General features: G+C 59.6%; 23 protein-coding genes. 19 read left to right on the top strand and 4 right to left on the bottom strand.

All coding sequences use genetic code 11. The features are described 5' to 3' along the window. From ftsW to murB, 4 genes are all read left to right on the top strand, one after another. Nucleotides 1-1,155, top strand: coding sequence for a putative lipid II flippase FtsW (ftsW, locus tag ACIQJ2_RS11715; protein WP_184703794.1), 1,155 nt, complete (start codon nt 1-3; stop codon nt 1,153-1,155). A 170-nt stretch (nt 1,156-1,325) separates the two neighbouring features. Beyond that, nucleotides 1,326-2,447: an undecaprenyldiphospho-muramoylpentapeptide beta-N-acetylglucosaminyltransferase gene (gene murG, locus ACIQJ2_RS11720; protein WP_400675709.1), complete on the top strand. Its 1,122-nt coding sequence runs from the start codon at nt 1,326-1,328 to the stop codon at nt 2,445-2,447. Then, entirely contained in the window at nt 2,444-3,859 is a 1,416-nt protein-coding gene (gene murC, locus ACIQJ2_RS11725; RefSeq protein WP_400675711.1) for a UDP-N-acetylmuramate--L-alanine ligase, read from the top strand. The genes murG and murC overlap by 4 nt, the downstream gene beginning before the upstream one ends. Further along, nucleotides 3,856-4,830, top strand: coding sequence for a UDP-N-acetylmuramate dehydrogenase (gene murB / locus ACIQJ2_RS11730; protein ID WP_400675713.1), 975 nt, complete (start codon nt 3,856-3,858; stop codon nt 4,828-4,830). The genes murC and murB overlap by 4 nt, the downstream gene beginning before the upstream one ends. A gap of 89 nt (nt 4,831-4,919) precedes the next feature. Here murB and ACIQJ2_RS11735 read toward each other — a convergent pair whose 3' ends face one another. Next, complete coding sequence (locus tag ACIQJ2_RS11735; RefSeq protein ID WP_199151570.1) at nt 4,920-6,251, bottom strand: MFS transporter; 1,332 nt, start codon at nt 6,249-6,251, stop codon at nt 4,920-4,922. 256 nt (nt 6,252-6,507) lie between these two features. On the opposite strand from ACIQJ2_RS11735, the gene aqpZ reads away from it, so the two are divergent. The 9 genes from aqpZ to ligA all read left to right on the top strand — a co-directional run bounded on the left by aqpZ (nt 6,508) and on the right by ligA (nt 18,897). Next, nucleotides 6,508-7,194: an aquaporin Z gene (aqpZ, locus tag ACIQJ2_RS11740; protein ID WP_199151569.1), complete on the top strand. Its 687-nt coding sequence runs from the start codon at nt 6,508-6,510 to the stop codon at nt 7,192-7,194. A gap of 302 nt (nt 7,195-7,496) precedes the next feature. Beyond that, nucleotides 7,497-8,423, top strand: a complete 927-nt coding sequence (locus tag ACIQJ2_RS11745; RefSeq protein ID WP_400675716.1) for a D-alanine--D-alanine ligase — start codon at nt 7,497-7,499, stop codon at nt 8,421-8,423. Further along, nucleotides 8,411-9,343: a cell division protein FtsQ/DivIB gene (locus ACIQJ2_RS11750; RefSeq protein ID WP_400675718.1), complete on the top strand. Its 933-nt coding sequence runs from the start codon at nt 8,411-8,413 to the stop codon at nt 9,341-9,343. The genes ACIQJ2_RS11745 and ACIQJ2_RS11750 overlap by 13 nt, the downstream gene beginning before the upstream one ends. Next, nucleotides 9,340-10,671 carry a cell division protein FtsA gene (gene ftsA, locus ACIQJ2_RS11755; RefSeq protein ID WP_092853246.1) on the top strand — a complete coding sequence of 444 codons (1,332 nt, stop codon included), beginning with the start codon at nt 9,340-9,342 and terminating at the stop codon, nt 10,669-10,671. The genes ACIQJ2_RS11750 and ftsA overlap by 4 nt, the downstream gene beginning before the upstream one ends. A gap of 102 nt (nt 10,672-10,773) precedes the next feature. Further along, nucleotides 10,774-12,495, top strand: coding sequence for a cell division protein FtsZ (gene ftsZ, locus ACIQJ2_RS11760; RefSeq protein ID WP_400746525.1), 1,722 nt, complete (start codon nt 10,774-10,776; stop codon nt 12,493-12,495). Between the two features lie 330 nt (nt 12,496-12,825). Next, nucleotides 12,826-13,782 carry a UDP-3-O-acyl-N-acetylglucosamine deacetylase gene (lpxC, locus tag ACIQJ2_RS11765; protein ID WP_400668732.1) on the top strand — a complete coding sequence of 319 codons (957 nt, stop codon included), beginning with the start codon at nt 12,826-12,828 and terminating at the stop codon, nt 13,780-13,782. Nucleotides 13,783-14,066: 284 nt separating this feature from the next. Beyond that, entirely contained in the window at nt 14,067-14,936 is an 870-nt protein-coding gene (locus ACIQJ2_RS11770) for an outer membrane protein assembly factor BamD (RefSeq protein WP_199151210.1), read from the top strand. A gap of 12 nt (nt 14,937-14,948) precedes the next feature. Next, on the top strand, nt 14,949-16,622 hold the full coding sequence (gene recN / locus ACIQJ2_RS11775) for a DNA repair protein RecN (RefSeq protein ID WP_400668734.1): 1,674 nt from the start codon (nt 14,949-14,951) through the stop codon (nt 16,620-16,622). 121 nt (nt 16,623-16,743) lie between these two features. Beyond that, nucleotides 16,744-18,897, top strand: coding sequence for an NAD-dependent DNA ligase LigA (ligA, locus tag ACIQJ2_RS11780; protein ID WP_400668736.1), 2,154 nt, complete (start codon nt 16,744-16,746; stop codon nt 18,895-18,897). Between the two features lie 41 nt (nt 18,898-18,938). Here ligA and ACIQJ2_RS11785 read toward each other — a convergent pair whose 3' ends face one another. Further along, nucleotides 18,939-19,475, bottom strand: coding sequence for a GNAT family N-acetyltransferase (locus tag ACIQJ2_RS11785; protein ID WP_400668739.1), 537 nt, complete (start codon nt 19,473-19,475; stop codon nt 18,939-18,941). Nucleotides 19,476-19,793: 318 nt separating this feature from the next. Here ACIQJ2_RS11785 and ACIQJ2_RS11790 point away from each other — a divergent pair, with 318 nt between their 5' ends. The 3 genes from ACIQJ2_RS11790 (at nt 19,794) to ACIQJ2_RS11800 (ending at nt 21,323) form a co-directional block, all read left to right on the top strand. Then, nucleotides 19,794-20,117: an ArsR/SmtB family transcription factor gene (locus tag ACIQJ2_RS11790; protein WP_400668741.1), complete on the top strand. Its 324-nt coding sequence runs from the start codon at nt 19,794-19,796 to the stop codon at nt 20,115-20,117. A gap of 36 nt (nt 20,118-20,153) precedes the next feature. Beyond that, on the top strand, nt 20,154-20,597 hold the full coding sequence (locus ACIQJ2_RS11795) for an SRPBCC family protein (RefSeq protein ID WP_400668743.1): 444 nt from the start codon (nt 20,154-20,156) through the stop codon (nt 20,595-20,597). A gap of 231 nt (nt 20,598-20,828) precedes the next feature. Beyond that, nucleotides 20,829-21,323 carry a CreA family protein gene (locus ACIQJ2_RS11800; protein ID WP_199151119.1) on the top strand — a complete coding sequence of 165 codons (495 nt, stop codon included), beginning with the start codon at nt 20,829-20,831 and terminating at the stop codon, nt 21,321-21,323. Between the two features lie 271 nt (nt 21,324-21,594). Here the strand turns inward: ACIQJ2_RS11800 and ACIQJ2_RS11805 are convergent, their stop codons facing one another. Further along, nucleotides 21,595-22,059, bottom strand: a complete 465-nt coding sequence (locus ACIQJ2_RS11805) for a chemotaxis protein CheW (RefSeq protein WP_199085933.1) — start codon at nt 22,057-22,059, stop codon at nt 21,595-21,597. Nucleotides 22,060-22,510: 451 nt separating this feature from the next. Between ACIQJ2_RS11805 and ACIQJ2_RS11810 the strand changes: the two genes are divergently transcribed. Genes ACIQJ2_RS11810 through ACIQJ2_RS11820 form a run of 3 tightly spaced genes read left to right on the top strand, consistent with a single transcriptional unit; the run spans nt 22,511 to nt 25,168 of the window. Then, nucleotides 22,511-23,113, top strand: a complete 603-nt coding sequence (locus tag ACIQJ2_RS11810) for an SCO family protein (RefSeq protein WP_400669592.1) — start codon at nt 22,511-22,513, stop codon at nt 23,111-23,113. A gap of 7 nt (nt 23,114-23,120) precedes the next feature. After that, entirely contained in the window at nt 23,121-24,269 is a 1,149-nt protein-coding gene (locus tag ACIQJ2_RS11815) for an FAD-dependent oxidoreductase (protein ID WP_400668745.1), read from the top strand. 20 nt (nt 24,270-24,289) lie between these two features. Then, complete coding sequence (locus tag ACIQJ2_RS11820) at nt 24,290-25,168, top strand: 50S ribosomal protein L11 methyltransferase (protein ID WP_400668748.1); 879 nt, start codon at nt 24,290-24,292, stop codon at nt 25,166-25,168. Between the two features lie 311 nt (nt 25,169-25,479). Here ACIQJ2_RS11820 and ACIQJ2_RS11825 read toward each other — a convergent pair whose 3' ends face one another. Beyond that, nucleotides 25,480-25,620, bottom strand: coding sequence for a hypothetical protein (locus tag ACIQJ2_RS11825; RefSeq protein WP_199151123.1), 141 nt, complete (start codon nt 25,618-25,620; stop codon nt 25,480-25,482). Nucleotides 25,621-25,640 lie beyond the last annotated feature (20 nt).

Below are 25,640 nucleotides of genomic sequence, written 5' to 3' on the forward strand. Positions count from 1 at the left end.
ATGGTAAGCCGCGTTGAACGTGGGGCCTTGGCCGAATGGTTCTGGACCATCGACCGTGTATTTCTTGCCCTTTTCATCCTGTTGATCGGCATCGGTTTCATGCTCTCCTTCGCGGCGTCGCCGGCGGTGGCAGAGCGCATCGGGCTCGAGCCGTTCCACTTCGTCAAGCGTCACGCCTTGTTTCTCGTTCCGGCGATCGCGGCGATGATCGGTATTTCCTTCATGACGCCCCGTCAGGTGAGGCGCACGGCGGTGATCCTGCTGATCGTTTCGCTGGCGATGATGCTTTTCGCGCTGTTCTTCGGTATCGAGGTCAAAGGGTCGCGCCGCTGGGTCAATATCGCGGCGCTGTCGATCCAGCCCTCGGAATTCATGAAACCCGCCTTCGTTGTCGTTTGCGCGTGGCTGTTTGCCGAGCACGCACGCCAACCGGAAATCCCGGGCAATCTCTTTGCCATCATTCTGTTCGGCATCGTCGTCGCGCTGCTCGTCGCCCAGCCGGACCTTGGGCAGACGATCCTGACGACGGCCGTCTGGGGCGGCATGTTCTTCATGGCTGGCATGCCCTGGCTCTGGATCATCGTCCTTGGCGGCCTCGGCGCCGGTGGCTTCGTCGCTGCCTACTATGTCTTCGATCACGTGGCGCAACGCGTCAATAAGTTCATGACCGGCGAAGGCGACACCTTCCAGGTCGACACCGCCAAGCAGGCGATCGTCCATGGTAACTGGTTCGGCGTCGGCCCGGGCGAGGGCGTCGTCAAGCGCATCATTCCAGACGCGCACACCGACTTCATCTTCTCCGTCGCTGCTGAAGAATTCGGCGTGATCTTCTGCATGGTGCTCGTCTGCATCTTCGCTTTCCTGGTGCTGCGCGGCCTGTCGCATGCCTACAAGGAGAAGAACGACTTCAACCGCTTTGCGGTTGCCGGCCTGGTGCTGCAGATCGGTATTCAGTCGATCATCAACATCGGCGTGAACCTGCAGCTTCTGCCGGCCAAGGGCATGACCCTGCCGCTGATTTCCTACGGCGGTTCGTCGATGACGGCGATCTGCGTGACGGCTGGCTTCATTCTGGCACTGACGCGTCACCGCCCGGAAAAACGCGCGCAGGATCGCAGCCAGTTCCGCGTGACGCATGGTCTGCCCGCGGAGTGACATCGTGGATTTGCCTTTACGCCATCTCGTTTTCGCCGCCCATTCTCCGGTCGCTTTTCCAGAAGCGGCGGGCTATGAGGGGGCCTGGTCCGCGCCGATGACGCGGTCGTGGCAACTTCCTATATTAGGGAGATGCCCCGAGTATTGGGGTGTTCGCGGGAGCGAAAATTATGAGTAAAGGCATTGTCCTTCTTGCCGCCGGCGGAACCGGCGGTCACGTATTTCCGGCTGAAGCGCTGGCCTATAAGCTGAAGGAGCGCGGCTATTCCGTGCACCTCGTCACGGACAGCCGTGCCGAGCGGTATGCCGGCAAATTCCCGGCCGACGAGATCCATGTCGTGCCATCGGCGACGATCGGTTCGAAAAACCCGCTGAAGGTTGCTGGCGCCCTGTGGAAGCTTTGGACGGGTATGCGCGCCGCGCGCAAGCTGATCCAGAGAATCAAACCCGTCTGTGTCGTCGGCTTCGGCGGCTATCCAACAGTTCCGCCGCTGCTCGCTGCGACCCGCATGGGCGTGCCCTCGATGCTGCATGAGCAGAATGCCGTCATGGGCCGCGCCAACAAGATGCTGGCAACGCGGGTGCGTGCGATCGCAGGCGGCTTCCTGTCCGAAGACGGCGCATTTGCGGAGAAGACGGTCACGACGGGCAATCCCGTGCGTCCGGCCGTCATCGAAGCGGCCAAGCGGCCCTATGTTCCTTCCGTTCCGGATGAACCATTCAATCTCGTTGTGTTCGGCGGCAGCCAGGGCGCGCAGTATTTCTCCAAGGCGGTTCCGACGGCCATCAGTCTGCTGGAGGAGCCGCTGCGCAAGCGGCTGCGGATCACGCAGCAGGTGCGCCCGGAGGATATGGAGACGGTCAACAGCTGCACCAGAAAGTTGGAGATGGGCGCTGACGTCGCGCCGTTCTTCACCGACATGGCGGAGCGTATCGGCGCTGCTCATCTGGTCCTTTGCCGTTCTGGTGCTTCCACGGTTTCCGAACTCGCCGTGATCGGCCGGCCGGCAATCCTGGTGCCTTATCCGCATGCGCTCGATCATGATCAGGCAGCCAATGCGGCAGCACTTGCGGCAACCGGTGGCGTCAAGGTCATCGCGCAATCGGAGCTGACGCCGGAGAAACTTTCCACGATCCTGCGTGGTTCCATGACTATGCCGGAAAAGCTCGCCAAGATGGCGGCGGCAGCCAAGCAGGCCGGCAAGCCGGATGCGGCAAACTTGCTCGCCGACATGGTTGAGGCTATTGCCGGGGGACGTTCAATTCAGCAATTCAAGGGGGCAGGCGTATGAAGCTGCCGAAGGCAATCGGCCTTGTGCATTTTATCGGTATCGGCGGTATCGGGATGAGCGGCATCGCCGAGGTGTTGCATAACCTCGGCCATCGCGTGCAGGGATCCGATCAGTCGGAAAGCGCCAACGTTCAACGGCTGCGCGACAAGGGTATTCCGGTTCATATCGGTCACAAGGCGGAAAACCTCGGCGACGCCGAAGTCGTGGTCGTTTCCACCGCCATCAAGAAAAGCAATCCGGAGCTCGCCGCCGCGCGCGAAAAGCTGCTGCCCGTCGTGCGCCGCGCCGAAATGCTTGCCGAGCTGATGCGCTTCCGCAATGCGATCGCCATCGGCGGCACGCATGGCAAGACGACGACGACATCGCTCGTGGCGACGCTGCTGGAAGCCGGCGGGCTTGACCCTACCGTCATCAACGGCGGTATCATCAATGCCTACGGCACCAATGCACGCATGGGCGAGGGCGAGTGGATGGTCGTCGAGGCCGACGAATCCGACGGCACCTTCCTGAAGCTGCCCGCCGACGTCGCGGTCGTTACCAATATCGATCCGGAGCATCTGGACCACTACGGCAATTTCGATGCCGTTCGCGCGGCCTTCCGGCAGTTCGTCGAGAACGTGCCGTTCTACGGCTTCGGCGTCATGTGCATCGACCATCCGGAAGTGCAGGCACTCGTCGGCCGTATCGAGGACCGCAAGGTCATCACCTATGGCGAGAACCCGCAAGCGGACGTGCGCTTCATGAATGTGCGCATCGACGGCACGCGCTCATTGTTCGATGTCGAAATCCGCAGACGCCGCACCGGCAAGGTGATCCATATCAAGGATCTCGTGATGCCGATGCCTGGACGCCATAATATTTCCAATGCGACGGCAGCCATTGCTGTTGCCAACAGGCTCGGTATTTCGAGCGAGGCGATTGCCAAGGGGCTGGCGTCCTTCGGCGGCGTCAAGCGCCGTTTCACGCTGACCGGCGAGTGGAACGGGGTGAAGGTTTTCGACGACTACGGTCATCATCCCGTCGAGATCAAGGCTGTGCTGAAGGCCGCGCGCGAGGCTTGCAAGGGGCGTGTCATCGCCGTGCACCAGCCGCATCGCTACACGCGTCTGTCGAGCCTCTTCGAAGAATTCGCCGCGTGCTTCAACGATGCCGACAGCATCTTCCTGGCACCGGTCTATGCCGCCGGCGAGGAGCCCATCGAAGGCGCGGATTCGCAGACGCTTGTATCGCGCATCAAGGCCGGCGGCCATCGCGACGCGCGCTATCTGCCGTCACAGGAAGATCTTGCCGCAATGGTTGCAGAGATTGCGCGACCGGGTGATTTTGTGGTTCTGTTGGGGGCTGGCAGCATCACATACTGGGCAGCATCATTGCCAAAGGAATTGGAAGGCCTATCGGGTAAGTCCGCATGAAACAGGTTAACGGGGAAAAGCTTCTGGCGTCGCTCGGCGACAGCGTCAAGGATATCAGGGGACGGCTCACGCCGGACGCGCCGATGGATCGCGTCACGTGGTTCCGTGCCGGCGGGTTGGCGGAGCTTATGTTCCAGCCGCACGATACCGACGATCTGATCGCGTTCTTGAAGATCCTGCCGGAAGAGGTGCCGCTGACGGTAGTTGGCGTGGGATCGAACATTCTGGTGCGCGATGGCGGTATTCCGGGCGTCGTGCTCAGGCTCTCGGCCAAGGGCTTCGGCGCAGTCGAGCTTGCGGGCGAGAACCGCATTCTGGCCGGGGCCATCTGCCCGGACAAGCATGTCGCGGCCATGGCTATGGATAACGGCATTGGCGGTTTCCATTTCTACTACGGCATTCCGGGTAGCATCGGCGGCGCGGCGCGCATGAACGCCGGCGCCAACGGCGCGGAGACGCGCGAGCGCGTTGTCGAAGTGCATGCGATCGACCGCAAGGGTGACAAGCATATCCTGACGAATGCGGAGATGGGTTACAGCTACAGGCATTCCGGTGCTTCCGAGGATCTGATCTTCACGCATGTCCTGTTCGAAGGCTATCCGGAAGACCGGGCGAAGATCCGGGCGGAAATGGATGCTGTGCGCGCGCATCGCGAGACGGTTCAGCCCATTCGCGAAAAGACCGGCGGTTCGACCTTCAAGAACCCAGAGGGGCTTTCCGCCTGGAAGCTGATCGACGAAGCCGGTTGCCGTGGTCTTGTCATCGGTGGCGCGCAGATGTCGTCGCTGCACTGCAATTTCATGATCAACATGGAGCAGGCGACTGGTTACGATCTCGAATATCTCGGCGAGCAGGTTCGCCGCGAAGTGTTCGAGAATTCCGGCGTGAAGCTGGAATGGGAAATCAAGCGCCTTGGCCAGTTCATGCCGGGCCGCGAGGTTCGTCCGTTTCAGGGTGTTACGACGGAGTAAGCATCTCCGGTCGGTGAGCAGTTCATAAGTTGATTCAACAAAAAGGCCGGGTTTTCACCCGGCCTTTTCAATTGGTTATGGCGAGATCCTCAGATCTCCTCATTGCCTGACAGCAGCATGCCGATCAGCGAAAGGATGGCAGCGGCGGCCAGGTAATAGCCGACGTAGACGAGGCCATAATTCGTCGCGAGCCATGTGGCGATATAGGGCGCGAGAGATGCGCCGACGATGCCGCCGAGATTGAAGGTCATCGAAGCACCGGTATAGCGCACGGTGGTCGGGAAGGGCGCAGCCAGGGCGGCGCCGATCGGACCGTAGGTGAAGCCCATCAAGGCCAGACCGATGATCGAGCAGGCGAAGGCGCCTGCAAGGCCGGCGGTCAGCAGCGATGAGTAGAACAGGCCGAAGATCAGGATGCCGATGGTCGTCAGGATCAGAACCAGACGGCGCGAATAGCGGTCCGACAACAGACCCGAAACCGGGATCATCAGACCGAAGAACACGACACCGACGAGCTGGACGACGAGGAACTGCCCTTGCGTGTAGCCAAGGCCCAACGGCAGCGGACCGTTGCCCGCAGGCCGTGTGCCCCAGCTCAGCGTGAAGGCCGTCATCAGATAGAACAGCACGAAGGTCGCTACAGCGATGATCGTGCCGAGGATGAGGCTGCGCAGATGCGAGCGGAAGATGACCGCGATCGGAACGGAAACGCGTTCCTGCTTTTCGATAGCGCGCTGGAATTCCGGGGTTTCCGTGATCTTCAGACGGACATAGAGACCGACGGCGACGAGTACGACGCTGATCAGGAAGGGGACGCGCCAGCCATAGCTTAGGAAATCGGCATCGGTCATGCTTTCGCGGAGGATCAGGAAAAGGCCTGCCGAGAGGATGAAGCCGATCGGTGCGCCGAGCTGCGGGAACATGGCATACCAGCTGCGTTTGCCTTCCGGAGCGTTTTCGGTGGCGAGCAGCACCGCGCCGCCCCATTCCCCACCGAGGCCGAGGCCCTGGCCAAGGCGGCAAAGCGCCAGCAATATCGGGGCGAGAACGCCGATCGATTCGAAAGTCGGCAGCAGGCCGATCACCACGGTCGAAAGACCCATGGTCATCAGGGCCGCGACGAGAGTCGCCTTGCGGCCGATTCGATCACCGAAATGGCCGAAGATCATCGCGCCGATGGGGCGCGCGAAGAAGGCGATGGAGAAGGTTGCGAAGGACTGCAGCGTTGCAGAAGTCGGGTCGCTTGCGGGGAAAAACAGCTTCGGGAAGACGATAACCGCCGCCGTCGCATAAACATAGAAATCGAAAAATTCGATCGTTGTGCCGATAAGGCTCGCGATCAGAACACGTGCCGGGGAATTGGCAACCTTGTTGTTCGATGACGAGGGGGTCGGCGATAAAGGAGATATCGCGTCAGTCATGATCCCACCAATTTGGATGATGCTAAGGGGCACTTAGCGGGCTGAATCTGTCCTTAGCGTAATTTTTGTTCAGCGCAAACGCCAACTACGCAAGAAATCAGCGGTTGCGTGCTATTATTTAGCCGTAATTGTTGATTCGCGAGCAATTGGGCGAACATCCGCTACCGCGTGGCGTGTTTCCGGCAAGGCGTTTCCGGAATCTTTTTCTTAAACGGCTGATTTTCGTTTCGGTTGAGGGGCAAAGGAGAAGGGTTTCATGCAGAAAAAGCTTATTGCTGAGTTTCTAGGGACATTCTGGCTCGTCTTTGGCGGTTGCGGCAGCGCGATCTTCGCTGCAGCATTTCCAAGCCTGGGTATAGGCTTTCTGGGAGTTGCATTTGCGTTCGGTTTGACGGTGCTGACCATGGCTTACGCGGTCGGTGGCATATCGGGAGGTCATTTCAATCCAGCCGTATCGGTTGGTTTGACGGTGGCCGGTCGTTTCCCTGCCGGGCAGCTTATTCCCTACATCATCGCACAGGTTGTCGGCGCCATCGTCGCCGCAGCGGTGCTCTATCTGATCGCCAGCGGCAAGGCCGACTTCCAGCTCGGCGGATTTGCGGCCAACGGCTATGGAGAGCATTCACCCGGCGGTTATCCGCTGGTGTCGGCGCTGGTGGCTGAAATCGTGCTGACCTTGTTTTTCCTGGTCGTGATTCTCGGCTCGACGAGCAGCAAGGTGCCCGCTGGGTTCGCCCCGATCGCGATCGGCCTCACTCTGACGTTGATCCACCTGATTTCGATCCCGATCACCAATACCTCGGTCAATCCGGCTCGTTCGACAGGGCAGGCCTTGTTTGTCGGCGGTTGGGCGCTGCAGCAGCTTTGGCTGTTCTGGGTCGCCCCGATCGTGGGTGGCGCTCTCGGCGGATTCGTCTGGAAACTGGTCGACGACAGCGAGTGAAATCAAAGTCATCTTAAGGCTTTAGGGCCCGCATCGGATCCTCCGATGCGGGCCTCTTTGTTCGAAAAATCTAAATGTAGCGATTTCAAAAGTAGCAACTCTCTGATTCTAATGGCAGAATTCTCCAGGTTGATTTGATTCGAACCATTGGATCATCGGCGGAGCGACGGGAAAGTTAACGAAAGTAAACGCTTCATTAACCTTAATGTCGTTCTAATCAATCCATTGAAAGCGGGGCGAGAATCGCTGTTAAGCGAGGCCCGGCGAAGAGCAGAGCAGAGACCGTGAGGTCGGGGGTATTAATGGGTGCCAAGCATGTGGCTGTCCTTCTGGGCGGATTTTCCTCGGAAAGGCCTGTCAGCCTTTCCTCGGGAGAGGCATGCGCTGATGCCCTCGAAGCCGAAGGGTTTCGGGTTACTCGTGTCGACGTCGATCACGATGTCGCCAGTCGCCTGACGGAACTGAGGCCGGATGTCGTCTTCAATGCTCTGCACGGGCCATTCGGCGAAGATGGCACTATCCAGGGCATTCTCGAATACCTGCAGATTCCCTATACCCATTCCGGCGTGCTCGCCTCGGCCCTTGCGATGGATAAGGCACGAGCCAAGACGGTTGCGGCCGCCGCAGGCATTCCGGTCGCAGCGTCGCTTGTCATGGATCGTTTCCGCATCGTCGGCGAGCATCCGATGAAGCCGCCTTATGTCGTCAAGCCCGTGCGCGAGGGGTCGAGCTTCGGTGTCGTGATCGTCAAGGAAGATCAGGCGCATCCGCCGCAGATCGTGACCTCGGCGGAGTGGCGGTATGGGGATGAGGTTCTGGTTGAGCGCTATGTCCATGGCCGTGAGCTGACCTGCGGCGTCATGGGTGACAAGGTTCTTGGGGTTACCGAGATCGTGCCGCTCGGCCACAGTTTCTACGACTATGATGCCAAGTATGCCAAAGGTGGATCAAAACACGTCCTGCCGGCGGAAATTTCACCGAATCTTTACCAAAAGATACAAACATTATCGTTAAGGGCGCATGAAGCTATCGGCTGCCGCGGCGTCAGTCGATCTGACTTCCGTTTCGATGATCGCTTTTCCGAAGAAGGTGAACTTGTCTGGCTTGAGGTTAACACTCAGCCCGGCATGACCCCTACCTCGCTGGTGCCCGAAATGGCAGCTCATGCTGGCTACTCGTTTGGTGGATTTCTCCGGTGGATGGTGGAGGACGCGTCTTGTTTGCGCTGACGCTCAAAAATATGAGGCGGTCCCGTCATCGCGTCCCGCTCGCCATTGACGATGTGGAGGATGCGTTTGTTCTGCCGCGTCCCCTGCGCCGCGTTGTGCGCTTCCTGGTGAGCCTCGGTTCAGGTCGCATCAATATTCCCGCCCATACGGGTACGGTTTCGACATTTCTTCTGTTTGGTGCGACCGCGCTTTACGGCATGTCGGTCGGTGGTCACAGTCAGGCGGTTGCTGAGGCGACGACCTCGGCTGCCGGGTTTGCCATCGAAGACGTGAAAGTCTCCGGTAACGACGAAACGTCCGAAATCGAGATCCTGCAGCTGCTCGGTCTTGATGGGACGACCTCGCTCGTTGCGCTCAACGCAGACGCCGCCCGCCAGAAGATTGCCAATCTGCCCTGGGTCCAGAATGTCGAGGTTCGCAAGGTCTATCCGAAGACCGTCGAAGTGAAGCTGAAGGAGCGCAAGGCCTATGCCATCTGGCAGCACGGCGCCGAGCTTTCGCTGATTCAGAAGGACGGCAGCGTGATTGCGCCGCTGCGTGACAACAAGTTTGCAAAGCTGCCGCTGTTCGTTGGCCGCGATGCCGAGACGGCCGCTGCTTCTATCGATGATGCCTTTGCCAAGTGGCCCGACGTTCGCGCTCATGTGAAGGCATTTGTTCGTGTCGCCGGCCGTCGCTGGGATCTCTATCTCGACAACGGCGTGATCGTCCGGCTGCCGGAAGACAATATCGATGGTGCGCTGGCTCGGCTGACCAGCTTGGACAAGGACCAGAATCTTCTGCAGCGCGATATCGCTGCCGTGGACCTTCGTCTCGCAGATCGTACCGCAATAGAATTGACCCCGGACGCAACGCTTCGCCGCCAGGCCGCGGTGGATGCAAGAAACAAGGCTTTGAAGAAAGCAGGGCAGGATACATGAGCTTATTCGGTTCGTCTCATTTCGGCCTGCCGCGGTTGAAGCCGCTTTCCTCCAAGCGGTCGCACATCGTGTCGGTTCTCGATATCGGCTCGACGAAGGTCGTTTGCATGATCGGCCGGCTGACGCCGCGTGAGGAAAGCCAGGTTCTTCCGAACCGCACGCATAACATTGAAATCATCGGCATCGGCCATCAGCGTTCTCGCGGCATCAAGACCGGCGTGATTGCCGATCTCGACGCGCTGGAAGGCGTCGTCCGGCTTTCCGTCGATGCGGCCGAACGCATGGCTGGCCTCACCGTCGACAGCCTGATCGTCAACGTATCAGCCGGAAGGCTGGGCAGCGACATCTATACCGCAACTATCGATCTCGGCGGACAGGAAGTCGAATCCAACGACCTCAAGAAGGTACTGGCCGCCGCTTGCCAGCAATCGGTTCGCCAGGAGCGCGCCGTGCTGCATTCGCTGGCGACGGGTTACTCGCTCGACGGCGAGCGCGGCATTCGCGATCCGCTGGCGATGTTCGGCGACGCTCTCGGTGTCGACATGCATGTGGTGACGGCCGAGCGCGCGGCGCTTCGCAACCTCGAACTCTGCATCAATCGCGCGCATCTTTCCGTCGAAGGCATGGTGGCAACGCCTTACGCCAGCGGCCTTGCGGCTCTTGTGGATGACGAAGTCGAGCTTGGTTGCGCAGCGATCGACATGGGTGGTGGCACAACGACGATCTCGGTCTTCGCCGAGGGTAAGCTGGTGCATACCGATGCCGTCAGCCTTGGCGGCCATCACGTCACCACCGACCTTGCACGCGGCCTTTCCACTCGCATCGAGGATGCGGAACGTCTGAAGGTCGTTCATGCCTCCGCGCTCGCAAATTCTTCGGAAGAGCGCGAATTGATTTCCATCCCGCCGATCGGCGAAGACGAGCGTGACCAGCCGACACAGGTGCCGAAGGCGCTGGTGTCGCGCATCGTCAAGGCTCGCATCGAGGAAACCCTCGAGCTTATTCGCGATCGCATCCAGCGTTCGGGCTTCAGCCCGATCGTCGGCAAGCGCGTCGTCCTGACGGGCGGCGCCAGCCAGCTGACCGGCCTGCCTGACGTGGCGCGTCGCGTCCTTGCCCGAAACGTCCGCATCGGTCGCCCAATGGGCGTATCCGGCCTGCCGACGGCGGCCAAGGGGCCGGCTTTCTCGACCGCGGTTGGTCTGATGATCTATCCGCAGGTCGCGGACATGGAGACACATGCGCCGAGCAGCGGCCTGCTCTCGTCGCTTGGGGGTAACAACAGCCGGATCGGTCGTGTCGGCCAATGGCTGAAAGAGAGTTTTTGAGTGCCTGATCCCGGAAAGCTATTCCGGGGTAAGCGTCAGGCAAGTGAAATCAGTGAATTGGCCGGCGTGGCGATGCGGCCATAAAGAGAAGGAACGGGTACAATGACTATCAAGCTGCATAAGCCAGATATCACCGAGCTTAAGCCGCGAATCACCGTGTTCGGTGTTGGTGGCGGTGGCGGCAATGCCGTCAACAACATGATCACGGCAGGCTTGCAGGGCGTCGATTTCGTCGTCGCCAACACCGACGCACAGGCGCTGACCATGACGAAGGCGGAGCGGATCATCCAGCTCGGCGTCAACGTCACGGAAGGTCTTGGCGCCGGTTCGCAGCCGGAAGTTGGCCGTGCAGCTGCCGAAGAATGCATCGATGAAATCATCGATCATCTCAATGGCACGCATATGTGCTTCGTCACCGCCGGCATGGGCGGCGGCACGGGCACGGGCGCTGCTCCGGTCGTTGCACAGGCTGCGCGCAACAAGGGCATCCTGACCGTCGGCGTTGTCACCAAGCCGTTCCACTTCGAAGGCGGCCGCCGCATGCGTCTCGCCGAGCAGGGCATCCAGGAACTGCAGAAGTCGGTCGACACGCTGATCGTCATTCCGAACCAGAACCTCTTCCGTATCGCCAACGACAAGACGACTTTCGCCGACGCGTTCTCGATGGCCGACCAGGTTCTCTATTCGGGCGTTGCCTGCATCACCGACCTGATGGTGAAGGAAGGTCTCATCAACCTCGACTTCGCCGACGTCCGTTCGGTCATGCGCGAAATGGGCCGCGCGATGATGGGCACCGGCGAAGCCTCGGGCCAGGGCCGCGCAATGCAGGCAGCCGAAGCTGCTATCGCCAACCCGCTGCTCGACGAAACCTCGATGAAGGGCGCACAAGGCCTGTTGATCTCGATCACCGGCGGCCGTGACCTCACCCTGTTCGAAGTCGACGAAGCTGCTACCCGCATTCGTGAAGAAGTCGATCCGGACGCCAACATCATCCTCGGCGCCACTTTCGACGAATCGCTTGAAGGCATCATCCGCGTCTCCGTCGTCGCAACCGGTATCGACCGCGCGATGAACGAAGCAGCCGACCGTGGCATGGATTTCCGCCCGGTCGCGAAGCCGGCTATCCGTCCGTCCGCGGCCGCCGCTCCGGTAGCGGCCGCAGCTCAGCCTGTCCATGTCGCGCAGGCCCACACCGCACAGGCCGCCGCTCCGGCTCCTCGCACCGTCGATCCGGTCGCTCAGACCATTCGTGCAGCAGAAGCCGATCTGGAACGTGAACTCGAAATCCAGATGGCCCGTCAGGCTCATGTTCAGCAGCAGCAGCCTATAGCGCAGGAAGAAAGCTTCCGTCCGCAGAGCCGCATCTTCGCCTCTGCACCGGAAGCCCAGCCGGTCCGTCAGGCTCCGGTTCAGCCGCAGCCGGCACCGGTCATGCATCAGCAGCCGATCATTCGTCAGGCTCCTGAGCAGGTCCGCATGCCGAAGGTGGAAGACTTCCCGCCAGTGGTTAAGGCAGAGATGGAACATCGTGCACAGCCGGCTGCTCCGCATGCCGCTGAAGAGCGCGGTCCGATGGGCTTGCTGAAGCGCATCACCAACTCGCTCGGCCGCCGCGAAGAAGATCCGGCTTTCGACGATATGATGGCTCCGACGCAAGCCGCTGCTCCGCAGCAGCGCCGCGCACCGTCGCCGGAAGCAAGCCTCTACGCTCCGCGTCGCGGCAACCTCGACGATCAGGGCCGGCAGGTTCCGCAGGCCCGCATGGCAAGCCATGAAGACGATCAGCTCGAGATTCCGGCCTTCCTGCGCCGCCAGTCGAACTGACCTGCTATAAGGCAGCCTTTTAATAGGTTGCTAACCATCCTGATGAAATCCGGGGCTGAAAAGCTCCGGATTTCCTTATTTTAGACTTGTTGTCGTATCTGGAATTATCCAACAAATTCAATCGTCTACTTTCGTAACAATGCGAAAGAAACAGTGATTTGGAATGCAGTGCCTCGGCGCGTATGTAGATACCAAGCAAGCCTGCGGAATCACATTCGACAATGAACGTATGTGGCATGCGCGGCGTAGTTAACAGACTGAACCGGCAATATGGGTAAGTGTTCGAAGATGACCGCCCTGCATGGATCAGATAGACGAAGGCAGAATTATATGGCGATCGGATTGCTGGGTTTTCAGACCACTATCGCAAACCCTGTGACACTTTCGGGTATCGGCGTTCACTCCGGCGCCAATGTGTCGATTACTTTGTATCCGGCAGAGGCCGGCACCGGCGTGGTTTTTCACCGTATGCACGGCAATGGTGACGTAACGGAGCTTCGCGCCGTTTCCTCGCAGGTCGGCAATACGGATCTGTGCACCGTTCTCGGCTTCTCGCCGGTGCGCTCTGTCGCGACGGTAGAGCACGTAATGGCCGCGATTTATGCGATTGGCCTCGATAATGTTGTTGTCGAAGTGATGGGCGCAGAGATGCCGATCATGGACGGCAGCTCCTATCCGTTCATCGAGGCGATCGAGCAGGCCGGTATCGTGTCGCTCGGCGTCAAGCGCCGCTATATTCGCGTCACCAAGCCGGTTCGCATCGAAGCCGGCGGCTCCTGGTCCGAGTTCCGTCCTTATGACGGTACGCGCTTCGAAGTCGAGATCGATTTTGCCTGCCCGCTGATCGGCCGCCAGAAGTGGGAAGGCGATCTGACCGCCGAGACCTTCAAGACCGAATTGTCGCGTGCTCGCACCTTCGGCTTCATGCGCGATGTTGAGCCGCTCTGGGCTTCGGGTCATGCGCTGGGTTCCTCGCTTGAGAATTCCGTCGTCATCTCCGACGACAACACGGTTATCAATGTCGAAGGCCTGCGTTATCCCAAGGACGAGTTCGTTCGTCACAAGACGCTGGATGCCGTTGGCGATCTCGCGCTCGCTGGCGCGCAGTTCATCGGCCATTACCGCTCGTATCGCGGCGGCCATCGCATGAATGCAAATGCTTTGAAGGCGCTGTTGAGCGATCCGAGCGCTTATGACGTGGTGGAGACTCCGGCGCAGCGCCAGCGTGCTCATGGCCGCGAATTCGTTCCGGTGAACGCTCCGGAATTCGCACCCTGGTCGGCGTGATCAGTCGGAATCGAGATGACTTTGAGTGCCGCTCCGATGAGGAGCGGCTCTTTTTTTGACTGGCGACTCACCGCTGTGTCTTCGGTTGCGGCAAGACGTGCAGATCCGACGATCCGCAAAAGAATTCCCTGTCAAAACAGTGATTAAGCCTGTCGAAATCAGGTCTTTGCCACAAAAATGCGTTAATGCATCATCAATGCGTTGCCCTGATGGTGTTTTTGCGGCTAGAAACGCCAGCGAGAGAACGCCGTCTTCGCAACGACGGCTAGTGGGACAGTGATCCGATGAGTTTTGCAAGGTCTGAAAGCATGAATGTCGCAGCACGGGTTTTGCTCGTATCGCTCCTTCTGGCCGGCACCAGTGCTGTGGTGACGGGTTGTAATACGAAGAAGGACATCGACATCACCAAGCTCGGTGTCGATACGGATCCGCCGGAATTGCTCTACAACCAGGGCCTTGCCAACATCAAGGCCGGCAACATGACCGAAGCCGGCAAGAAGTTCGACGCCATCAACCAGCAGCAGCCGTTCTCCGAATGGGCGCGCAAGGCGATGGTCATGAGCACCTTCGTCAAATACCGCACCGGCCGCTACGACGATGCCGTGCAGACGGGTAACAGCTATCTGAAGCAGTATCCGGGCTCCGAGGATGCCGATTACGTCCAGTATCTGGTCGGTTCATCCTTCGCCAAACAGATCGTCGACGTCACCCAGGATCAGCGCGCGGCACAGCAGACGATCGAGGCGATGACCAAGGTCGTCAACAACTATCCGAAGTCGCAATATGTCAGCGACGCCCAGGAAAAGATCCGCTTTGCCAAGGATCAGCTCGCTGGCAAGGAAATGCAGGTCGGACGTTATTATCTTGAGCGCAAGGACTATCTTGCTGCCATCTCCCGCTTCCGCATCGTCGTGGAGCAGTATCCGACCACCAACCAGATCGAAGAGGCGCTGGCGCGTCTGGTCGAGGCCTACTACGCAATGGGCATCGTGCCGGAAGCGCAGACGGCAGCCGCCGTTCTCGGCCACAACTATCCGGATAGCCGCTGGTATAAAGATTCCTATCAGCTGCTGAAGAAGGGCGGCGTGGATCCGAGCGAAAACTCCGGCTCGTGGATTTCCAGGGCGGGCAAGAAACTTCTTCTTGGGACGTGAGATTGAGCGCAGATGCTGATCCAGCTTTCGATCCGCGATATCGTTCTGATCGAGCGGCTGGATCTTGCCTTCGAATCCGGGCTCTCGGTGCTGACCGGCGAGACGGGCGCAGGCAAATCCATCCTGCTTGACAGCTTGTCGCTGGCCCTCGGCGGGCGCGGCGATGGCGGTCTCGTGCGCCATGGTGAGGATCGCGGTCAGGTGACGGCGGTTTTCGATGTCAGCACGCAGCATCCAGCCCGCAAGCTTCTGCGCGAAAATGGTCTAGATGACGATGGCGATCTGATCTTCCGTCGCGTTCAATCGGCTGACGGCCGCACCAAGGCTTTCGTCAACGATCAGGCCCTCAGCGTTCAGCTCATGCGCCAGATTGGCCAACAGCTTGTCGAAATTCACGGACAGCATGACGACCGTGCGCTTGTCGATACGGATGCGCATCGCATGTTGCTCGATGCCTTTGCCGGTCTCGCCGAAGAGGCGCAAGGGGTCGGCAGGCTACACAGGGTCTGGCGCGACAGCGAGCGCACTCTCAAGAAGCACAGGGAGCAGGTCGAGAAGGCTGCACGCGAGGCAGACTACCTTCGTGCATCCGTCGAAGAATTGCAGAAACTCTCGCCGCAGGACGGCGAGGAAGACGAGCTTGCGGAAAAGCGCGCGCGGATGATGAAGGCCGAGCGTATCGCCGGCGATATCGCCGAGGCTTCCGAGTTCCTCAACGGCAACGCTTCACCCGTGCCGCATATCGCTTCGCTGGTGCGCCGTCTGGAGCGCAAGAGCCATGAGGCGCCAGGCCTCTTGGAGGACACCGTGGCGTTGCTCGACGCGGCACTCGACCAGCTCTCCAATGCGCAGATGGAAGTCGAGACCGCGCTGCGCAAGACGGAATATGACCCGCGCGAATTGGAGCGCGTCGAGGAGCGGTTGTTCGCGCTCCGCGGAGCCTCGCGCAAATATTCGGTGCCGGTGACAGAGCTGCCGGCGCTGGCCGCACGCATGATCTCAGATCTTGCCGATGTTGACGCCGGTGAGGAAAAATTGGCGCGTCTGGATGCCGAATTGGCGGCTGCGAAGGCAGAGTATGATGTTGCCGCGCGCAACCTGTCGGAGAAGCGTCGTCATGCAGGCGAGGCGCTCGGTGGAGCCGTCATGGCGGAGTTGCCGGCGCTGAAGCTGGAGCGCGCGCGTTTCATGGTGGAGATCACCAGCGATCCCGAAGCCGGAACGGCTGATGGTATCGACGTTGTCGAGTTCCACGTTCAGACCAATCCGGGCACGCGTCCCGGTCCGATCACCAAGGTTGCCTCAGGCGGCGAACTCTCGCGTTTTCTGTTGGCGCTGAAAGTGGCGCTTGCCGATCGTGGATCGGCACCGACCCTGGTCTTCGACGAAATCGACACCGGCGTCGGCGGCGCGGTGGCGGATGCCATCGGCCAGCGGCTGAAGCGTCTCTCCGATCGCGTTCAGGTCCTTTCCGTGACCCACGCGCCGCAGGTGGCGGCACGCGCTGCAACGCATCTGCTGATCTCCAAGGGCCCGGTTGCGGATGGCTCCGAAAAGATCTCGACGCGCGTTGCGACGATGGAGCCGAAAGACCGTACCGAGGAAATCGCCCGCATGCTTGCTGGTGCTTCGGTGACGGAAGAGGCGAGGGCCGCCGCCAAGCGCCTGCTATCGGGCAATGGCTGATCTCTGGGCAGGTTTTCAGCCTGAATTTTCCCGTTGTATTTACGCAATGCGGACGGAAAACCGCTTCGCACTTTTTCTCGAAGTGCTCTAAAACATCTTCGAAATCGGGGAGTGTCGATTCATGAGCACCGAGCAGAAGCCCGTCGAGAATTTGAACGAAGAGGAAGCGGCTGCGGCGCTTGCCTACCTAGCCGCCGAGATCGCGCGCAATGATGCGCTTTACCATGGCAAGGACGCGCCGGAGATTTCGGACGCGGACTATGATGCGCTGAAACGGCGCAATGACGCGATCGAGGCACGGTTTCCTGCTCTCACCCGAGCCGATAGCCCATCGCGGCGCGTGGGTGCGGCACCCTCCGAGACGTTTACCCCTGTCGTGCATGCAAGGCCGATGCTGTCGCTCGACAACACATTTTCTCAGGAGGATGTCGAGGATTTCGTCGCGAGCGTCTATCGCTTCCTCGGCCGTCTCCCGGACAATTCCATCGCTTTCACGGCCGAGCCGAAGATTGATGGCCTCTCCATGTCGATCCGTTACGAGAACGGCCGCATGGTGAGTGCGGCAACACGCGGCGACGGCACGACGGGCGAGAATGTCACCGCCAATATCAGGACCATCAAGGAGATCCCTCAGACGTTGCCGGCGGGCGCTCCTGCGATCGTCGAGGTGCGCGGCGAGGTCTATATGGCCAAGAGCGACTTCCTGGCACTCAACGCGCAAATGGAGGCGGAGGGGAAGCAGACCTACGTCAACCCGCGCAATACGGCGGCAGGGTCCTTGCGCCAGCTCGATGCGAAGGTGACGGCCAGCCGCAAGTTGAAGTTTTTTGCCTATGCCTGGGGTGAGATGTCGGACATGCCCGCCGATACGCAATACGGCATGGTGCAGGTCTTCAAATCCTGGGGTTTTCCGGTCAATCCGCTGATGGAACGGCTGAATTCCGTTGCCGATATTCTCGGCCACTACGAGCAGATCGGTCTGCAACGGCCCGATCTCGATTACGATATCGACGGCGTCGTCTACAAGGTCGATAGCCTCGAGCTGCAGGCTCGCCTCGGTTTCCGCTCGCGCTCGCCGCGCTGGGCGACGGCGCACAAGTTCCCGGCCGAGCAGGCCTTCACGCGGCTGGTCGATATCGATATCCAGGTGGGCCGCACCGGTGCGTTGACGCCAGTGGCGCGGCTCGAGCCGATCACGGTCGGCGGCGTGGTCGTTACCAATGCGACGCTGCACAATGCCGACTACATCAAGGGCATCGGCAACAAGGGTGAACCGATTCGCGATGGCCGTGATATCCGTGTCGGCGATATGGTGATCGTGCAGCGGGCAGGCGATGTCATTCCGCAGATCGTCGATGTCGTGATGGAAAAGCGCGAGCCATCGTGCGTAGCTTACGAATTCCCGAAGGTTTGCCCTGTCTGCGGCAGCCATGCGGTTCGGGACATCAACGAGAAAACCGGCAAGGTCGATGCCGTGACGCGCTGTACCGGCGGCTTCATTTGCCGTGCGCAGGCGACCGAGCATCTCAAGCACTTCGTTTCGCGCAATGCCTACGATATCGAAGGCCTCGGTTCGAAACAGATCGACTTCTTCTTCGAGAGCGACGACCCGGCCCTGCAGATCAGGACCGCGCCTGATATCTTCACTTTGGAGAAGCGACAGCAGGCCTCTCTTGCCAAGCTTGAGAACATTGACGGCTTCGGCAAGGTCAGCGTCGGCAAGCTCTACGCCGCCATCAACGAGCGGCGAGAGATCGCCTTGCATCGCTTCATTTTCGCGCTCGGCATCCGCCATGTGGGTGAGACCACGGCCAAGCTGCTGGCGCGCTCCTATGGCACCTATGATGCTTTCGCAGCCGGCATGAAGGAAGCGGCTCCGCTTGCGGGCGACGCATGGAACGACCTCAACAATATCGAGGGCATCGGCGAAGTCGTGGCGCGGGCTATCGTCGAGTTCTACAAGGAGCCGCGCAATACGGAAGTGATCGCCAAGCTCCTGGAGCAGGTGCAGCCGCAGGAGGCCGAGCAGCCGGCGACCTCGGGCAGTCCCGTGACCGGCAAGACGGTGGTTTTCACCGGCTCGCTGGAAAAGTTCACGCGCGACGAGGCCAAGGCCAAGGCGGAAAGCCTGGGCGCGAAGGTTTCCGGCTCCGTGTCGAAGAAGACCGATATCGTCGTGGCTGGCCCGGGGGCCGGCTCGAAGCTCGACAAGGCCCGGGAATTCAACGTCCAGGTTTTGACCGAGGACGAGTGGCTGGATCTGATCGGCGGATAGGTGGTAGGGCGGCGTGATCCTATCCCACCGCCCTTGATCGATCAAAACCTCAGTCGTGCCATGGTGAGCGCGTCGATATATTCGCCATTGCGGAATGCAAAGGCGCGCAACCGTCCTTCGGTTTCGAAGCCGAACTTCTCGTAAAGTCCGATCGCCGCAGCATTGTCGGCATAGACGGTCAGTTCTAGGCGCTTGATCGCCAACCAGTTGTCGGCTGTGTCGATCAGCGCCCCCAGAAGCGCCGAGCCGATGCCACAGCCTGTGAAATCGTCGTGGACGCCCATGCCGATCTGGCCGATGTGAATACGTCGGCCGGACAGCCGCGTCAGACCGGCACTGCCGACGACCCGTCCGTCGACTTCAGCAACGATGTCGGTCGAGTTGGGAGATGGCTTTTCCAGCCATTGCCGAGTTTCCGCGATGCTTTGGAAGGGCAGGCGCAAGGTGCCGGCGCGGAAGCCGGGAAGATTGGCGATTGCCGCGATTGCTTCGGCGTCCGACACCTGTGTTGCGCGGATCACGACCAGACCGATTTTGCCGGATCGTCGTTTAACGGGCTCTTGCTGTTCGAAAGACATTGGCTCTCCTTGGTTTTGGGAGGAGAGCTAGGGAGCTTCAACCCTGCTCGCCTCGGCAGGGTTGAGATGGATCGCAGTTAGCTCAGCGCAACACAGCTTCCACTTGCCCTGCAAGGGGAGAGACGGTGGTAAGATGCATAATTGTGGCGCGAAGTGCGATCATGCCGCGATGATCCAATGCGATGCCACCATTGTCAATTGTCTCTCGTCATTTTTGCCATCGCCGAGCGCAAAGGCTGCTCTCAAATGATGCCTTGACAGGCAACCATTTGGTTGCTTATAAGATGGATATAGGCAACCAAATGGTTCCGTATTTCGATGAATGACGATACAGTATTCAAGGCTCTGGCGGACGCCAGCAGGCGGCAGTTGCTGGACCGGCTCTATGAGCAAAACGGCCAAACGCTGAATGCGCTTTGCGAAGATCTCGCCATGACCCGACAAGCGGTGGCCAAACACCTCGCCATTCTGGAAGAAGCCAATCTCGTGTCGACGGAGAAGCAGGGACGGGAAAAGCTGCATTTCATCAATTCGGTGCCGATCAACGGAATTGCCGAGCGCTGGATCAATAAGTTCGAGCGCCGCCAGCTAAGCGCGCTTTCAGCCTTGAAAAGGGCTCTCGAAGGCGAGGGCGGTTCGTAATCACCAAACAAGAACAGTGAGACAAGGAGAAATGACATGACAGGAAGCAAGTTCGTCTACGTCACCTTCATCCGCACGTCGCCGGAGAAACTCTGGTCGGCGCTGACGACGCCGGAATTCATCAAGCAATATTGGTTCGAGATGACCCATGAGACCGAATGGAAGGTCGGCTCGCCCTGGAAGATGCTTTTCCCCGATGGTCGCGTTGCCGATGTCGGAGAAATTGCCGAATTCGATCCGCCCAAACGCCTTGCTTTCAAATGGCGGAACGAATGGCGTCCGGATTTGAAGGTCGAAGGCTGGTCGCGTTGTGTCATGGAATTGGAGCCGGCAGACGACGCTGTGAAGCTGACGGTCAGCCACACGATCGAGGTCGAGAACTCCAAGTTCATCGAAGCCGTTTCCGGCGGTTGGCCGAAGATATTGTCCAATCTCAAGTCCCTGCTGGAGACAGGAGAGGTCGCGATTGCGAACAAGTAAGAACCGGCTTCGCATGTTCGGAAGTGCAGCTGCCTAAAGCGCGTCGCGATCTCTCAGATTTGCGTCTGGCGCTTTAGGTCGCTGATCCCGGACTGTTACCTCCCAGCGGCAATTGCTGCCGCCTCTTTTTGAGGAGCCGCTTACCGGCTGTGGTCCCTTGCATCGCTCATTTGCCATCCTACGTTAGCGGGGCCGCTCAAGCTCCCCGCGGCTGATGTTGGAGGATGATCGATGACCTCACTGAAATTCTGCGCCGCCATTGCTGCGTCGCTCCTGGCCCTTGCTCCCTTTTCCGCTTCCGCTGAGGTTGTGGGAAAGGTCGGCGTAGACTGGACGGGTAACGATATCCTGGTCGACGCCGTGCCGGATCCGGAAGTTTCGGGCGTCACCTGCCACGTGACCTATTTCGACCGCAGCGTTATCGATCGGTTGCGCAAGGGGAACTGGTTTGAGGATCCTTCCAACAACTCCATCGCCTGCCGTCAGACCGGACCGATCGAGATCGGCAGCATCAACCTGTCGCAGAGCGGAGAAGAGGTATTTCGCGCCGGGCTGTCGCTGATCTGGAAGAAGCTGGTTGTTACCCGCATCTATGACAAGAAGAACGACACGCTGGTCTATCTCATCCATTCGCGGCAGCTGGCCGATGGTTCGGCCAAGATGGCGATTTCGACAATCCCTCTCTTCGGTCAGAACGTTAACTGGAAGAATGGCAAGCCGAAATAGTGGTATAACTATACCTCATTGGTGATCGACGGAACGGTAAGCACCAAAAAAAGTCTTACTCTTGGGTTGCCGAATTCCTTCTGGTTGCTTTCGGTTTGCACTTTTTTGATGCAATTTCGAAAGCGAACAGGGGAGGTGACTCTTCCGCTTGTTCACGGCCTGCATGACTGGCGCATTGGCTACACCCCTGCCAATGCTGGTCACACAAAAAAACGATCGCCCTGAAGCGAGGCTCCAGGGCGATTTTTTTGTTTGTGCTAACCTATTGAAGTTATGCAGCTTGCGCCAGCTGATCGGCAATGATCGTGTCGAGGTTGAGGAAGCAGACCATCGATTTTTCGAGGGCCACGATACCACGGCAGAAGGCGCGCTGTGCTTCCGGAATGATCTCCGGCGCCGGCTGCAGATCTTCGCTTTTGATAGTCATCATGTCGGAAACCTGCTCGACCAGGAGGCCGACCAGCTTGCCGGCGATATCAGTAACGATGATGGCAGAGCGCTCGGACGGCTCCGTCATCTTCATGCCGAGACGGCAGGCCATGTCGATGACCGGGATCACCGCGCCACGCAGGTTGATCAGGCCGAGCACGTAAGGTGGCGTATGCGGCATAGGGGTCACCGGTGCCCAGCCGCGAATCTCGCGGATGGCCATGATGTCGATGCAGAACTCCTGATCGCCGAGATGGAAGGAGACGATTTCCAGATAAGCGCCGGCTTGTTTGATGGCGTTCGTCATGATTGAGGGCTTCCCGGTTGGCGCCGCTGGCAGAAGGCGCTGGCGATTGAAAAGAAAGATCGGCTGGAGCGGCTTGAGCAGCGGCAGCGTCCGGTGCGTCGGCTGATAACGCCTGGCTGTTCCGGCGGGCGTCATGCCCTTCTGAGGTAAATCGGTTTGCCGCGCATCCCGGCCAGGCCGAAATCGCGCGCGACATCTGCCTTCGATGTTCGCGCGGACAGGTTAGGATTGCTTTAACATTGAAACGGAATTTATCTGTGCGGACCTGTGAAAGCGAAGGTGACTGCGTCCAGATGCAACGGAAAGAGCAAGCCGCTTGCTGCGGCAATTTCGGCGTGTTCGGCACGTCTTCTTGAATTGCGTCCTCCACTTCGAGCCGCTACACCGACTGGTAGATCGACCGCGCCCGTATCGGGGTGCCGTTGCCGGGGTTGGATGAGGAATGGCAGTCATGAGAAGCGTGCGAATTGGTGTCTGGGTAGCCGTATTGATCGTCGCCGGCATATTGGGCTGGCTGAGCTTCGGCGGCGGCAAGGCGCCTCAGGTGGCCGCAACCGGACCGTATGGCGTGCCCTTCACGCTGGTTTCGCAGAGCGGACAGCCGATCAGCGAGCAGGCGTTTCGCGGCAAGCCCTCGGCCGTGTTCTTCGGCTATACCCATTGTCCTGATGTCTGTCCGACGACCTTGTTCGAGCTGAACGGCTGGTTGGAAAAGGTCGACCCGGATGGCACCAAGCTCAACGCCTATTTCGTCACCGTCGACCCCGAGCGCGACACGCCTGAAATCATGAACCAGTATGTTTCCAACGTTTCTAAGCGTATCACCGGTATTTCGGGTGATCCCGCCAAGGTGATGGACATGGTCAAGGGTTTCCGCGTCTATGCTAAGAAGGTGCCGGCGGATGAGAAGCAGCCGAGCGGCGATTATACGATGGATCATACTGCTTCTGTCTTCCTTCTGGACGCCTCCGGTGGCTTTGCCGGAACCATCGCCTATGAAGAGGATCCGGATGTGGCGGTGAAGAAGCTGGAGAAGCTGATCAAGAAGGGATAGGGCACGCATGGCAGGTGGGGGCAGTGGAGACGCAAAGTCGAGATCGATCCTGATCGCGGGCGCCGGCCCTGTCGGTCTTACCGCAGCGCTGGAGCTTGCCCGGCGCGGCTTTGTGCCACGCATCGTCGATGACGGCCCCGGTCCGACGCCCATTGAGGAGAGCCGGGCTCTTGGCGTCAATGCGCGCACGCTGACGCTGCTTTCGCCTTCCGGCGTTGCGGAACGCATCGTCGAAGCCGCTCAGTCGATTGATCGCTTCCGTGTCCGTTCCGACGGAAGAATGTTCTTCGAATTGGATACGAAGCAGGTGGGCGGCCGCTTCAGTGCAATTCGCGGCCTCGCGCAGGGGCATACGGAGCGTCTGCTGATGGAGGCGCTTTCGGCCTATGGCATCACACCCGAATGGCAAACCGGGATTGTTGCGGGCGCGATCGCCGATGTGCGGAGGCCGGAAGTTGCGCTTCGGCACCCGGATGGCCGGACGGAAACGGTTCGCCCGGATATTCTAATCGGTGCCGATGGCGCCCATTCCGCAGTGCGCAAAGGCATGGGCGCGGGCTTCCCGGGCGAAGCGCTGGAAGCCTATTTCTATCTGGTAGACTTTCGTTACGCCGGCCAGATCGACACACATTTCGCCGAAGTCTCCATCTTCGATCCCGGCATGATCGGGCGCTTGCCGATTGCAGCCGACGTCATTCGCTACATCTCGACGCTGGAGGATTTCGAAAGTCGCATCGTTCATCCGGCTGTCGTTGCGGAAAGAACATGGGCGTCCCAGTTTCGCATTCATTTTCGTCATGTCGAGCCCATGGCGAAAGGAAATGTATTTCTTGCCGGCGATGCGGCGCATATCCATTCGCCCGCCGGGGCGCGCGGCATGAATCTGGGCATTGAAGATGCCTGCTGGCTTGCCTGGCTCATTGCAGAAGGCCGCGAACAGGAGTATTCGGGCCTGAGAATTCCCGCCGTGAAGCAAGTGTTGAAGCAGACTTATGGCCTGACGAGACTGATCACCATGGCAAATCCGCTGGCAATCGCAGCGCGCAATCTGTTTGCACCGCTGTTATTGCGTCTCGGGCCGGTGCGACGAACCCTGCTTCGCAGTGTGGCCGGCTACGATACGCCAAGGCCGCCTTGGATCGATTGGGCCGAGTAAGAACAAGAAAGAGCGACGAGTTGAGCGAAATTCGCCTTTATGTGACCACGACCGAGAAAGAGGCAGGACATATCCTCGATCTGATGACGACAGTGTTCGAGGATGAGGAACTTCCGATCGCGACCACCGAGATCGACGAGAAGAAGGATATCTGGGAAGCCTCCATCTATCTCTACGCCGCCGACGAAGAAGACGTCCGCAGCCGTTTCGAAGCGCTGCTGAAGCCGGGCTATCCCGGATTGTCCGTCGGAAAAGAAGTAATCCCGGATATCGATTGGATCGCCAAGTCGCTCGAGGGATTGAAGCCGGTTCGCGCCGGGCGTTTCCTCGTTCACGGCTCGCATGATCGCGACAAGGTCGGTCCCAGTGATATTGCCATCGAGATCGAGGCTGGACAGGCTTTCGGCACCGGCCATCATGGCACGACGGCAGGGTGCCTCGAGACGATCGAGAAGGTTCTCGCCAGCCGTCGCGTGCGCAACGCGCTGGACCTCGGTACCGGTAGCGGCGTGCTGGCGCTTGCCGTACGCAAATTACGCAATATCCCGGTTCTCGCGACCGATATCGATCCCGTTGCCGTTCGTGTGGCGCGGGAAAATGTCCGCAGCAATGGAATTGCTTCCGGTGTCACGCTGGAGACTGCGCCCGGCTTTCATTCCACTGCCTTTTCCCGCCACGGGCCTTTCGACCTGATCATCGCCAACATTCTGGCGCGCCCGCTGATCAAGATGGCACCGCAACTGGTTGCGCATCTGGCGCCGGGCGGTTCGGTCATTCTCTCGGGTATCCTGGCCGAGCAGCGCTGGAAGGTGCTTGCCGCCTACAACGGCGCAAAACTGCGTCATGTGCGCACGATCTGGCGCAATGGCTGGGTCACCATCCATCTGGACCGGCCCTGATCACCTCCGCTTTTCGCTGACTCGCGGAAGCGCTCAATCCTCCTATTCCTACACAATTCCAGGAAAACCGCTGCGTATCTTTCCTGGAATTGCTCGGTGCCGGTCGGTTGTTTCCCAACCTGATCCGACTTTGACGAGAGAGAATAAAAAAAGGCGGTGCCGAAGCACCGCCTTCAGATCGGCTTTCGCCGATCTTGCCCGCGAGCGTGTGTGGAGGAGTGCTCAAGCGGGCTCTAGCGTTCTGATCATGATCCGGGAGGGAGGAGGAGAACCGGACCGCGACCGATTTAGAACGCGTAGCGCATAAACTCTTAGCGACGATCGCCGCGGCTTGCGCCGATTGCCCGTGCCGTTTCGACTTCGAGCTGACGAAGCGAACCGACAGAGTGGCGTACGGTGCGACGCTCGCCAGCCAGCGCCGGGCTAACATATGCGGAGCGAGTGATAGGCATTGTCTTTAGTCCTTAGTTCG

Origin of the sequence: Rhizobium sp. NPDC092011, assembly GCF_044756305.1 — a bacterium.
In the GTDB taxonomy this organism is placed as follows: Bacteria; Pseudomonadota; Alphaproteobacteria; order Rhizobiales; family Rhizobiaceae; genus Rhizobium.